11 protein-coding genes are annotated in these 11,688 nt (G+C 72.8%); 8 read left to right on the top strand and 3 right to left on the bottom strand.

All coding sequences use genetic code 11. The features are described from left to right. Positions 1–120: 120 nt before the first annotated feature. Complete coding sequence (locus tag AB0O00_RS02515; RefSeq protein WP_363648264.1) at positions 121–705, bottom strand: hypothetical protein; 585 nt, start codon at positions 703–705, stop codon at positions 121–123. Between the two features lie 349 nt (positions 706–1,054). On the opposite strand from AB0O00_RS02515, the gene purN reads away from it, so the two are divergent. Next, positions 1,055–1,720, top strand: a complete 666-nt coding sequence (gene purN / locus AB0O00_RS02510) for a phosphoribosylglycinamide formyltransferase (RefSeq protein ID WP_363648263.1) — start codon at positions 1,055–1,057, stop codon at positions 1,718–1,720. 69 nt (positions 1,721–1,789) lie between these two features. Further along, positions 1,790–3,367 (top strand): bifunctional phosphoribosylaminoimidazolecarboxamide formyltransferase/IMP cyclohydrolase, encoded by a 1,578-nt coding sequence (gene purH, locus AB0O00_RS02505; RefSeq protein WP_363648262.1) that lies wholly within the window; start codon positions 1,790–1,792, stop codon positions 3,365–3,367. 97 nt (positions 3,368–3,464) lie between these two features. On the opposite strand, the gene AB0O00_RS02500 is transcribed toward purH, so the two are convergent. Further along, a complete protein-coding gene (locus AB0O00_RS02500; protein ID WP_363648261.1) occupies positions 3,465–4,238 on the bottom strand; it encodes an RDD family protein in 774 nt (257 codons plus the stop codon). Between the two features lie 465 nt (positions 4,239–4,703). On the opposite strand from AB0O00_RS02500, the gene AB0O00_RS02495 reads away from it, so the two are divergent. The 6 genes from AB0O00_RS02495 to AB0O00_RS02470 all read left to right on the top strand — a co-directional run bounded on the left by AB0O00_RS02495 (position 4,704) and on the right by AB0O00_RS02470 (position 10,247). Then, complete coding sequence (locus AB0O00_RS02495) at positions 4,704–5,558, top strand: bifunctional methylenetetrahydrofolate dehydrogenase/methenyltetrahydrofolate cyclohydrolase (protein WP_363648260.1); 855 nt, start codon at positions 4,704–4,706, stop codon at positions 5,556–5,558. A 20-nt stretch (positions 5,559–5,578) separates the two neighbouring features. Next, on the top strand, positions 5,579–6,007 hold the full coding sequence (locus tag AB0O00_RS02490; protein WP_363648259.1) for a DUF3017 domain-containing protein: 429 nt from the start codon (positions 5,579–5,581) through the stop codon (positions 6,005–6,007). A 220-nt stretch (positions 6,008–6,227) separates the two neighbouring features. Then, positions 6,228–7,220 (top strand): malate dehydrogenase, encoded by a 993-nt coding sequence (locus AB0O00_RS02485; protein ID WP_363648258.1) that lies wholly within the window; start codon positions 6,228–6,230, stop codon positions 7,218–7,220. Between the two features lie 79 nt (positions 7,221–7,299). Further along, entirely contained in the window at positions 7,300–8,625 is a 1,326-nt protein-coding gene (locus AB0O00_RS02480; protein WP_363648257.1) for a hemolysin family protein, read from the top strand. A gap of 30 nt (positions 8,626–8,655) precedes the next feature. Next, complete coding sequence (gene trpS, locus AB0O00_RS02475) at positions 8,656–9,696, top strand: tryptophan--tRNA ligase (RefSeq protein WP_363648256.1); 1,041 nt, start codon at positions 8,656–8,658, stop codon at positions 9,694–9,696. A 62-nt stretch (positions 9,697–9,758) separates the two neighbouring features. After that, positions 9,759–10,247, top strand: coding sequence for a 2'-5' RNA ligase family protein (locus AB0O00_RS02470; RefSeq protein WP_363648255.1), 489 nt, complete (start codon positions 9,759–9,761; stop codon positions 10,245–10,247). A gap of 10 nt (positions 10,248–10,257) precedes the next feature. Here AB0O00_RS02470 and AB0O00_RS02465 read toward each other — a convergent pair. Further along, positions 10,258–11,688: CDP-glycerol glycerophosphotransferase family protein (locus AB0O00_RS02465; RefSeq protein ID WP_363648254.1), on the bottom strand; the 1,431-nt coding region annotated here is incomplete at its 5' end.

Raw genomic sequence — 11,688 nt, 5'->3', positions numbered from 1 at the left:
CAGGGTGCGTGCATCGCAAGGCGGAGGAGGGAGTCCATGCGGAGCATCGGTGACCGACGACAACGCGGCGAGGCGCGTGCCCTGACGCCGCGGCACCCGGCCGGATCCGAAAGACACGCCCTAGTTGCGGCCGTTCCCCACCAGGTCGACGTACCACTGCGGTGCGAGCCGGCCGCAGTTGTCGGCGCCGACCGTCGTCAGCGAGTCGTGGACGCAGGTCACGTAGTCGTCGTAGTAGAGCCCGAGGCCGATCACCGAGCACGCGACCACGACGGTCATCGCGCCGGTGAGCACCCCGGCGAGCGCGGCCGGGGTGAGCGGGTTCGGCCCGCCGGGCGCGACGCCGACGGCCGTGGACGGCCGGGGGGCGCGCATCGCGCCGATGCCCCACACGATGCCGAGCGTGCCGACGAACAGGGCGACCCAGGTGACCCCGGCGAGCACGCAGATCAGCGCGAACAGCCCGGCGAGCGCCGCGTTGCGGGCCTTGCGCTGGGCCGGATCGGTGGGGTCGAGCCGCGGCGGCTGCGGGGCCGGCGGGCGGGGCTGCCAGCCGTCGCCGCCGGGCCGGCCGGGGCCCTCGCCGTCGGGGCCGTCGCCGCCGTCGGCGGACCGGGGAGCGCGCGGCTGCCACGGCTGGTCCGGGGCATCCGCCGGCGGCGGCGCGAAGGGGTTGCGCTCGCCGGGGTTGTCACCGCTGCTCATGGTGTCCGCCATTCCTTCTCGGTCGGTGGGGCGGGTGCCCGCGCCCCCTATGATCCCGCAGCGGTCCCGAAGGCCCCCGGCGGCCTGCCGCGTCGGCCGCGGGGAGATCGCCGGGGAGATCACACGAGAGATCCCCGTCTCAACTACGCGCGTAGCCCCGCCCGCAGGGTGCGGAGGCCGTCCGACCAGCCGTTATCGTGGTGACGGTCAGCAGCTCACACAGGTTCCCCGGGGCCCGCGTCGCGGCGGTTCCTCCCGGTGTTCCCCCTCGCTCGACCTGCCGTTCGTAGTGGCCCCACCGCCGGTGGACGTACCAGCGGGCGGCGCCCGACCTACGGAGAAACGCGCAGTGGCCGCCGCCCCCGCCCAGCTCTTCCCGCCCCGTACGCCCGGACCGGCCCGCCTGGTGGTGCTGGTCTCCGGTTCGGGCACCAACCTGCAGGCGCTGATCGACGCCGTCGCCGACCCGGCCTACGGGGCCGAGATCCTCGCCGTGGGCGCGGACCGCGACGGGATCGCCGGCCTGGAGCGCGCCGAGCGGGCCGGTCTGCCGACCTTCGTCCACCGGGTCAAGGACCACCCGGACCGCGCCGACTGGGACCGCGCGCTGACCGCGTCCGTCGCCGCCCACGAGCCGGACCTGGTCGTCACGGCCGGCTTCATGAAGATCCTCGGCCCCGAGTTCATCGCGGCCTTCGCGGGGCGGATCGTCAACACCCACCCCGCACTGCTGCCGTCCTTCCCCGGCGCCCACGGCGTCACCGACGCCCTCGCGTACGGGGTCAGGGTCACCGGCTGCACCGTCCACCTGGTCGACGCCGGGGTGGACACCGGGCCGATCATCGCGCAGGGCGTCGTCGAGGTCGCCGACGCCGACCACGCCGATGGCGGCGAAGCGCTGCACGAGCGCATCAAGACTGTCGAGCGCAAGCTGCTCGTCGACGTCGTGGGCCGGCTGGCCCGCGAAGGTCACCGCATCGAGGACCGAAAGGTATGGATTCCGGCACATGAGTGAGCGCAGCGAACGAGTCATCGAGGAAGGTGCCTGGCGCGCAGCGCCCGCCGAGCGCAGCGAGGTGGGAGCATGAGTGCCAGCTCCACCACCCCCCCTGTCTCCGAGAACGTCCGTCCGATCCGTCGCGCGCTGATCAGCGTGTACGACAAGACCGGTCTGGAGGAGCTGGCCCAGGGCCTGCACGCCGCCGGGGTCGCCATCGTCTCCACCGGCTCCACCGCCGGCCGCATCGCCGCCGCCGGCGTCCCGGTGACCGAGGTCTCCGAGCTGACCGGCTTCCCGGAGTGCCTGGACGGGCGCGTGAAGACGCTGCACCCCCGCGTGCACGCCGGCGTGCTCGCCGACCTGCGCCTGGAGTCGCACCGCGCGCAGCTGGCCGAGCTCGGCGTCGAGCCGTTCGACCTGGTCGTCGTGAACCTCTACCCGTTCAAGGCCACCGTCGCCTCCGGCGCCACCCCGGACGAGTGCGTCGAGCAGATCGACATCGGCGGCCCGAGCATGGTCCGCGCCGCCGCCAAGAACCACCCGTCGGTGGCCGTCGTGGTCGACCCGGCCCGCTACGGCGACGTGCTGAAGGCCGCCCAGGAGGGCGGCTTCGACCTGGCCACCCGCAAGCGCCTGGCCGGTGCCGCGTTCGCCCACACCGCCGCCTACGACGTGGCCGTCGCCTCCTGGTTCGAGGCCGGCTACGCGCCGAGCGACGCCGACTTCCCCGAGTTCCTGGGCGCGACCTGGGAGCGGCAGAACGTGCTGCGCTACGGCGAGAACCCGCACCAGGGCGCCGCGCTCTACAGCGACGGCACTGGCGGCCTGGCCGGCGCGCAGCAGCTGCACGGCAAGGAGATGTCGTACAACAACTACGTCGACACCGACGCCGCCCGCCGCGCCGCGTACGACCACGCCGAGCCGGCCGTCGCGATCATCAAGCACGCCAACCCGTGCGGCATCGCGACCGGCGCCGACGTCGCCGAGGCGCACCGCAAGGCGCACGAGTGCGACCCGGTCTCCGCGTACGGCGGCGTGATCGCGGTCAACCGCCCGGTCACCGTCGAGCTGGCCGAGCAGATCGCCCCGATCTTCACCGAGGTCGTCGTGGCCCCCGGCTACGAGGACGGCGCGGTCGAGGTCCTGGCCCGCAAGAAGAACCTGCGCGTGCTGCTCGCCCCGGAGGCCCCGGTCAACCGCCAGGAGGTGCGCCCGGTCTCCGGCGGCGTGCTGCTCCAGGACGCCGACCGGGTGCACGCCGAGGGCGACGACCCGGCGAACTGGACGCTGGCCAGCGGCGAGGCGCTGTCCGAGGCGGAGCTGGCCGAGCTGGCCTTCGCCTGGCGGGCCTGCCGGGCCGTCAAGTCCAACGCGATCCTGCTGGCCAAGGGCGGCGCCTCGGTCGGCGTCGGCATGGGCCAGGTCAACCGGGTGGACTCGTGCAAGCTCGCGGTCGAGCGGGCCGGCGAGCGCGCCGAGGGCTCGTACGCGGCCTCGGACGCGTTCTTCCCGTTCCCGGACGGCCCGGAGATCCTGATCGCCGCGGGCGTCAAGGCGATCGTGCAGCCCGGCGGTTCGATCCGGGACGAGGAGGTCGTCGCGGCCGCCACCAAGGCCGGCGTGACGATGTACTTCACCGGCGCGCGCCACTTCTTCCACTGACGGGCTGACGGCGTGACGGCCTGACGGGCCGGCGGAACGACAAAGCGGCCCGGCTCCCTCCGTGAGGGGGCCGGGCCGCTCGGTCGTGCGGTGCGCGTTACTTCTTGATCACCAGGGTGCCGGCGGCCCGGTCGTGCCAGCCCTGCAGCTTCCCGGAGTTGTCGAAGAACGGGGACAGGTAGACCAGCAGGGCGCCGATGTAGCAGACGATCGCGCCGACGACCGGGATGATGAAGCGGATGAAGCCGCCGCCCAGGCCGGGGACCTGGCCGGTGCTCTCCTTGACCACGCGCAGGCCCATGGCCAGCTTGCCGAGCGTGGCGCCGGCGAAGGACACCATCAGCCACTCGTAGAGCAGGTTGAACACCGCCAGCATGCCCATGATGATCATCATGGTGGTCAGGAAGCTGGTGGCGGCCTGGGTCTGCTCGTGGAGGCAGGACGAGTACTGCGTGCTGTTGGCGTTGACGCCGCCGTAGGCGTACTGCGAGCAGTCCTTGGCCTTCTGGCTGATGCCCAGGGCGCTGGCCGCACCGAGCGCCATGAGGACCGCGATGACCGCGCTGACCGCCAGGCCGTCGATCAGGCGGGCCACGAACCGCTGACCCATGCTGGCCAGCTTCACCGTGCCCAGGGGCGGGATGTTGATGTAGCCGTTGTTGGCCTGGAGGGTGCCGGGAGGCGCCGCGTAACCCGGGTAGGCCTGCTGCTGCGGGACGCCGTACCCCGGCTGCTGGGGGTAGCCGTACCCGTCCTGCGGCTGGCCCTGCTGGGGGTAGCCGTACCCGGCGGGCGGGGCCTGCTGGGGGTAGCCGTAGCCCTGCTGCGGCGGCTGGTTGTACGGGTTGTTCGGGTCGGGCGGGTAACTCATTCGTGCCTCCGGGCAGATACGGGGACGTGGGGACGGGAAGGTGGCCGGGGCTGCCGACGGTCCGGCCCTGCGGGTCGCACGGCCGGGGCGCCGACGGCGGTGGCTCAGGAACGGGCCGGGCGCGGAACGAGCGGAATCCTCGACGGCTGCGCAGCGGACACCGCGCCGCCGCGAACGCAGGCGGGCGGCACGGTCACATGTGGTCGGTTCAACGCTCTTCCCCCGGGTGCGCCCCGCCGTGGTGTCCGTCGGCCCGTCACCGGGCCGGTCGCGGCAGGGTTGTGCCCATATCGTCGACCGGACGGGAGCGCCGTGTCCAGCCGCCTCCGGGACGGGGGCGAGACTGTGGCGCAACCGCAATGCGGCACCGGCCTTCCGTGCCCGTCCGGTCCTCCCGCGGACCCCCGGCGCAGCGGGCCGGGTGCCCTGGTACGGAGGCTCGCCGCGATCCGGGAGAATGGGGTCATGACTGCCCAGATTCTCGATGGCAAGGCCACTGCTGCCGCGATCAAGTCCGAACTCGCCGTCCGTGTGGCGGCCCTCAAGGCGAAGGGCGTCACGCCCGGCCTCGGCACCGTCCTGGTCGGCGACGACCCGGGCAGCCGCTGGTACGTGAACGGCAAGCACAAGGACTGCGCCGAGGTCGGCATCGCCTCGATCCAGCGCGAGCTGCCCGCCACCGCGACCCAGCAGGACGTCGAGGACGTCGTCCGCGAGCTCAACGCCGACCCCGCCTGCACCGGCTACATCGTCCAGCTGCCGCTGCCCAAGGGCCTGGACCAGAACCCGGTCCTGGAGCTCATGGACCCGGACAAGGACGCGGACGGCCTGCACCCGACCTCGCTCGGCCGCCTCGCCCTCGGCATCGAGGGCCCGCTGCCCTGCACCCCGCTGGGCATCGTCGAGCTGCTGCGCCGCCACGACGTCGAGATCAACGGCGCCGAGGTGGTCGTGGTCGGCCGCGGCGTCACCGTCGGCCGCTCGATCGGCCTGCTGCTGACCCGCCGCTCCGAGAACGCCACCGTGACCCTGTGCCACACCGGCACCCGGGACCTGGCCTACCACCTGCGCAAGGCCGACATCATCGTGGCCGCCGCCGGCGTGCCGCACCTGATCAAGCCGGAGGACGTCAAGCCGGGCGCGGCCGTGCTGGACGTGGGCGTCAGCCGCAGCGAGGGCAAGATCGTCGGCGACGTGCACCCGAACGTGGCCGAGGTGGCCGGCTGGATCTCCCCGAACCCGGGCGGCGTGGGCCCGATGACCCGCGCGATGCTGCTCAACAACATCGTCGAGGCGGCCGAGCGCCGCGCCGGCGTCTGACTCCTCGGGAGACGGCGGACATGAGTGACCCACGACCCCCGGCACGGTCCCGGCAGCGGCCGGTCAAGACCACCGGCACCGTCCCGCCCGAGGGTTCGGCCGCGGCCCTCGGGCGCGAGCACGCCCTGCCGGTCCGGCAGTGGCCGATAACGCTGGTCCTGCTGGTGGTCGGCGCCGGGCTCGCGGTCACCTGGTTCGCCGACTTCAAGGACGGTTTCAAGTACGGGCTGCTGATCCTCGGCGGCGGCGTGCTGCTCGGCGCCGTCCTGCGGCTGGTACTGCCCGAGGTCGGGATGCTCGCGGTGCGCAGCCGCTTCACCGACGTGATCGTGCTGGGCTTCCTGGGCTCGGCGATCGTCCTGCTGACGCTGGTGGCGCAGCCGAACCCGTGGCTGGAGTTCCCGCTGCTCGACAACATCGGGCAGTTGATCGGACGTCCCAAGCACTGATCCGCGGCACTGCCCCGCACCCGCCACGGCCCCCGTCCCGGTCCTCCCGGACGGGGGCCGTCGCGATCTCCCGCTGTGACGCATCAGCCACGCCCGCGCACGCGGCGTAGGCTTCCCTTTGCGATAACCTGACGCCGGTCTCTCGACGTCGAGAGATCATCCTCGGCTCCAGTGCGCCGGTGTGCCTGGGGCACCTGGCGATTTGCTGGAGAAGGTAGAAATGACCCGCACCCCCGTCAACGTCACCATCACCGGAGCGGCCGGCCAGATCGGCTACGCGCTGCTCTTCCGCATCGCCTCGGGCCACCTGCTCGGTGCCGACGTGCCGGTGAACCTGCGCCTCCTGGAGATCCCGCAGGGCCTGAAGGCCGCCGAGGGCACCGCGATGGAGCTCGTCGACTGCGCGTTCCCGCTGCTGCGCGACATCACCATCACCGACAAGCCGGCCGAGGCCTTCGACGGCGCCAACGTCGCCCTGCTGGTCGGCGCCCGTCCGCGCACCGCGGGCATGGAGCGCGGCGACCTGCTGCAGGCCAACGGCGGCATCTTCGGCCCGCAGGGCAAGGCCATCAACGACCACGCCGCGGACGACATCAAGGTCCTGGTCGTCGGCAACCCGGCCAACACCAACGCCCTGATCGCCCAGCGCAACGCCCCGGACGTCCCGGCCGAGCGCTTCACCGCGATGACCCGCCTGGACCACAACCGCGCGGTCGGCCAGCTCTCCGCCAAGACCGGCGCCCTGGTCTCGGACATCAAGCGCGTCACCATCTGGGGCAACCACTCCGCGACCCAGTACCCGGACATCTTCCAGGCCGAGGTCGCCGGCAAGCCGGCCTTCGAGGCCGTCGGCAGCGACCTGGCCTGGCTGGAGAACGACTTCATCCCGACCGTCGCCAAGCGCGGCGCCGCCATCATCGACGCCCGTGGCGCTTCCTCGGCCGCCTCGGCCGCGAACGCCGCCATCGACCACGTGTACACCTGGGTCAACGGCACCGCCGAGGGCGACTGGACCTCGATGGGCGTCGTCTCCGACGGCTCCTACGGCGTCCCGGCCGGTCTGATCTCCTCCTTCCCGGTCACCACCAAGGACGGCAAGTTCGAGATCGTCCAGGGCCTGGAGATCTCCGACTTCTCGCGCGGCCGCATCGACGCCTCGGTCAACGAGCTGATCGAGGAGCGCGACGCGGTCCAGGAGCTCGGCCTCATCTGAGCCGCCCGGCTTCCATTTCGAACGGCCCGCCGCCTCCCTCCCGGGGAAGCGGCGGGCCGTCGCCCTACACTGGCGCGCTGTGAACGAAACCATCGGGGACGCGGCGCTCGTCCTCGTCTTCATCCTCCTGGGCGGGCTGTTCAACGTCGCCGAGATCTCGCTGATCTCGCTGCGCGAGGGCCAGATCCGGGCGCTGGAGGCCCAGGGCACCCGGCGCTCCGCCCGGGCCGCGCACCTGGCCGCCGACCCCAACCGCTTCCTGGCCGCCGTGCAGGTCGGCGTGACCTGCATGGGCTTCCTGTCCGCCGCGTTCGGCGCGGACACGCTGGCCGGCAAGGTCGCCCCGCTGTTCGTGCGGGCCGGGCTCACGCAGGGCGTCGCCGACGCCATCGCGCTGGTCGGCCTCACCCTGGTGATCAGCTACGTCTCGCTGGTGCTCGGCGAGCTCACCCCCAAGCGGATCGGCCTGCAGCGCGCCGAGTCGATCGCGGTGACCGCCGCGCCCGTCGTGGACGTCATGTCCTCGGTGCTGCGGCCGGTGATCTGGCTGCTCGGGCACTCGACCAACATGATGGTCCGGCTGCTGGGCGGCGACCCGACCGCCGGGCGCGGCTCGATGAGCTCCGAGGAGCTGCGCGGCCTGGTCGCCGCCAACACCGAACTCGGCAGCGACGAACGGGCGTTGATCGCCGACGTGTTCTCCGCCGGGGAGCGTCAGCTGCGCGAGGTGATGGTCCCGCGCACCGAGGTGACCTTCCTGGACGCCGAGCGCGCGCTGAGCGCCGTGCGCCACCAGGCCGAAACCTCGCCGCACTCGCGCTACCCGGTGGTCGAGGGCAGCGCCGACGCCGTGGTCGGCTTCGTCCACGTGCGCGACCTGTACGGCACCCGCGGCGAGCAGGCCGCCAAGGTCCGCGACCTGGCCCGCCCGGTCAAGCTGCTGCCCGGCACCAAGCTGGTGCTGGAGGCGATGGGCGAGATGCGCCGCGAGGGCCACCACCTGGCGATCGTGGTCGACGAGTACGGCGGCACCGCGGGCATCGTCACCCTGGAGGACCTCGTCGAGGAGGTCATCGGCGAGATCCGCGACGAGTACGACCGCCCGGAGACCGCCACCACCCGCCGGCTGGCCGGCGGCGGCGTGGAGCTGGACGGCCTGCTCAACCTCGGCGACTTCGCCGAGGAGACCGGCGTCACCCTCCCGGAAGGCCCGTACGAGACGGTGGCCGGCTGCCTGGTCGCCTCGCTCGGCCGGCTGCCCAGGGACGGTGACCAGGTGCGCGTGCCGGTCGAGGGCGGTGCCGGGGTGCTGCTGACGGTGGCCAAGCTGGAGGGCCGGCGGATCGCCCGGGTCAGGGTGAGTGCCGTCACACTGTCGGAACCTCCAGGGGCAGAGGTTTCCTGACCGCCCGGTGGAACTGGAACAATGGCCCGCATGGTCAACGCAGCGGTCACTGGTCCGGTCAAGGACCGTCCCCGGGTGCTCTCCGGGATCCAGCCCACCTCGGGGTCGTTCCACCTCGGCAACTACCTCGGCGCGGTGCGCCAGTGGGTCGACCTGCAGAAGGACAACGACGCCTTCTACATGGTGGTCGACCTGCACGCGATCACGGTGCCGCAGGACCCCGCGACCCTGCGCGAGAACACCCGGATCTCCGCCGCCCAGCTGCTCGGCGCCGGCCTGGACCCGGAGCACTGCACGCTCTTCGTCCAGTCGCACGTGCCCGAACACGCGCAGCTGGCCTGGGTGATGAACTGCCTCACCGGCTTCGGCGAGGCCTCCCGGATGACCCAGTTCAAGGACAAGTCCGCCCGGTACGGCGCCGACAGCACCACGGTCGGCCTGTTCACCTATCCGATCCTCCAGATCGCCGACATCCTGCTCTACCAGGCGGACGCCGTGCCGGTCGGCGAGGACCAGCGCCAGCACGTGGAGATCACCCGGGACATCGCGGAGCGCTTCAACTCCCGCTACACCCCGACCTTCACCGTGCCGAAGGCGTACATCCTCAAGGAGACGGCGAAGATCCAGGACCTCCAGGACCCGGCCGTCAAGATGAGCAAGTCGGCCTCCTCGCCCAAGGGCCTGGTCAGCCTGCTGGACGAGCCGAAGGTCAGCGCCAAGAAGTTCAAGAGCGCCGTCACCGACACCGGCACCGTCGTCTCCTACGACGAGGAGGCCAAGCCGGGCGTCTCCAACCTGCTGCGGATCCACTCCGCGCTCAGCGGCCAGTCCGTCGAGCAGCTCGTCGCCCACTTCGAGGGCAAGATGTACGGCGCCCTGAAGACCGAGCTGGCCGAGCTGTTCACCGAGTGGGTCACCCCCTTCCAGGAGCGCACCCGCACCTACCTGGACGACCCGGCCGAGCTGGACCGGGTGCTGGCGCTCGGTGCGGACAAGGCCCGCGCGGTGGCGTCCCAGACGCTGGAGACGGTGTACGACCGGATCGGCTTCCTCCCGGCCGCCAAGCGGTGACTCCCCTCACACGTCTGCCCGATGGTGACGGCCTCCCGGAGGTCGTCACCATCGGCGTGTCCGTGAGCGTCCCGGACCCGTACGGCGCGCAGATCCAGGACGCCAGGGCCGGGCACGGCGATCCGCTCGCCCGCTCGATACCGACGCACGTCACGCTGCTGCCGCCGACCGAGGTGCCGGCCGAGGTGCTGCCGAAGATCGAGGAGCACCTGGCGGCGGTGGCGGCGGCGCACCGGCCGTTCCGGATGCTGCTGCGCGGCGCCGGCACCTTCCGCCCGGTCTCCCCGGTGGTGTTCGTCCGGGTCGAGGAGGGCGCGCAGGAGTGCCGGCTGCTGGAGGCGGACGTCCGCTCCGGCCCGCTGGCCCGCGAGCTGGCGTTCCCGTACCACCCGCACGTGACGGTGGCGCACGGCCTGCCGGACGACGTGCTGGACCAGGCGCACGAGCAGGCGCGCGGCTTCCGGGCGGCCTTCGAGGTGCCCGGCTTCGGCCTCTCCCGGTTCGACGCGGACGAGGTCTGGCGGCCCTGGCGGAGCTACTCCTTCGCGTGAACCGGCCGGATCAGCCGGTCGTGCGGGTGAGTTCGAGCATCCGGTCGACCACCCGGCGGGCCGCACTGCCGTCGTCCAGCGCGCAGTGGGCGGCCCGGAAGCGGCGGTAGCGCTCCGCGTACTCGGTGGTCAGCCGCCCGTCCCCGTCGGCGAGTTCGCGCAGCGCGCCGACCAGCTCGGCCGAGCTCGGGACGAGCGGGCCGGGGGCCTGGGCCTCGAAGTCGAAGTAGAAGCCGCGCAGGGTGTCGCGGTAGTGCTCCAGGTCGTAGGTGAAGAAGAGCACCGGGCGGCCGGTGATCGCGAAGTCGAACATGATCGACGAGTAGTCGGTGACCAGCACGTCCGCGACCAGCAGCAGCTCCTGGACGTCCGGGTAGTCCGCGCAGTCGTACAGGAAGCCGTCGCCGGCGCCCGGCAGCGGTTCGCGGACGTGCGCGTGCGGGCGGATCAGCAGCACGTGGTCCGGGCCGAGGGCGCGGCGCGCCCGGTCGACGTCGATCCGCAGGTCGAGCCGGAAGCCGTCGCCGTCGCCGCGCTGCTGGTCCTCGCGCCAGGTCGGCGCGTACAGCACGATCCGCTTGCCCTCGGGGATGCCGAGGCGGCGGCGGACGGCCGCGGCGGTGCGCTCGTCGGGCCGGGCCAGGACGTCGTTGCGCGGGTAGCCGGCCTCCAGGATCTCGCCGCCGTACCGGAACGCCCGGCGCAGGATCGGGGTGGCGAACGGGCTGGGGGAGACGAGCATGCTCCACTGCGGGGTCTCGCGGTCGAGCGCGTCCAGGTAGCCGTGGTCGGACAGCCAGGGGTTCTCGACGTCGTGGGCGATGCGCTTGAGCAGCGAGCCGTGCCAGGTCTGCACGACCACCTGGCCGCGGCGGCGCTCCAGGAAGTCCGGGAAGTGGGTGTTGCCGACCAGGTACCGGCAGGTGGCCAGCGCCCGGTACCACTCGGGGCTCCAGATCCGCACCGCCTTGACCCCGGGCGGCAGGTCCGCCTGGGCGTCGTCGACCACCCACAGGTGCTCCAACGGCAGTTCGCGGCGGACGAGTTCGGCGTGCACCGCGCGCGGGGAGTCGGCGTAGCCGCGGCCGCCGAACACGTCGTACAGCACCGCCTCGCGCAGCGGCTCGCGGCGGGCGGCGGGGTAGCCGGAGGCCCGCAGGCGGGACTGCGTCCAGGCGCTGCGCTCGGTGGCGCTGAGCACCGGCGTGGAGTCCACCAGCAGGGTGTCGTGCCAGCGGCGCTGGAGCAGGACGGGCTTGCCGCCGGCCTGGGTGGCGGCCGGCAGGCAGGCCAGCGCGGCGGGGGCGGCGAGCAGCGGGCGGGCCGGTCCCGAGCGGTCGACGGACTCCAGCGCGGCCTCCCAGATGCCCTTGCGCAGCGGCAGCGTGGTGCCGTCCGAGCCGGTGCGGGTGGCGGGCACCCGCACCCGGAAGCGGCCGTC

The sequence above is a fragment of the Kitasatospora sp. NPDC093558 genome (assembly GCF_040683475.1).
Classification (GTDB): domain Bacteria; phylum Actinomycetota; class Actinomycetes; order Streptomycetales; family Streptomycetaceae; genus Kitasatospora.
This window is presented reverse-complemented; position numbering and strand designations above follow the sequence as displayed.

Excerpts from the sequence above, each read along its gene's own strand:
- AB0O00_RS02500 (WP_363648261.1), bottom strand. The coding sequence starts at position 4,238 with ATGAGTTACCCGCCCGACCCGAACAACCCGTACAACCAGCCGCCGCAG.
- AB0O00_RS02490 (WP_363648259.1), top strand. The coding sequence starts at position 5,579 with ATGAGTGACCCACGACCCCCGGCACGGTCCCGGCAGCGGCCGGTCAAG.
- trpS (WP_363648256.1), top strand. The coding sequence starts at position 8,656 with ATGGTCAACGCAGCGGTCACTGGTCCGGTCAAGGACCGTCCCCGGGTG.
- AB0O00_RS02495 (WP_363648260.1), top strand. The coding sequence starts at position 4,704 with ATGACTGCCCAGATTCTCGATGGCAAGGCCACTGCTGCCGCGATCAAG.
- AB0O00_RS02485 (WP_363648258.1), top strand. The coding sequence starts at position 6,228 with ATGACCCGCACCCCCGTCAACGTCACCATCACCGGAGCGGCCGGCCAG.
- AB0O00_RS02515 (WP_363648264.1), bottom strand. The coding sequence starts at position 705 with ATGAGCAGCGGTGACAACCCCGGCGAGCGCAACCCCTTCGCGCCGCCG.
- purH (WP_363648262.1), top strand. The coding sequence starts at position 1,790 with ATGAGTGCCAGCTCCACCACCCCCCCTGTCTCCGAGAACGTCCGTCCG.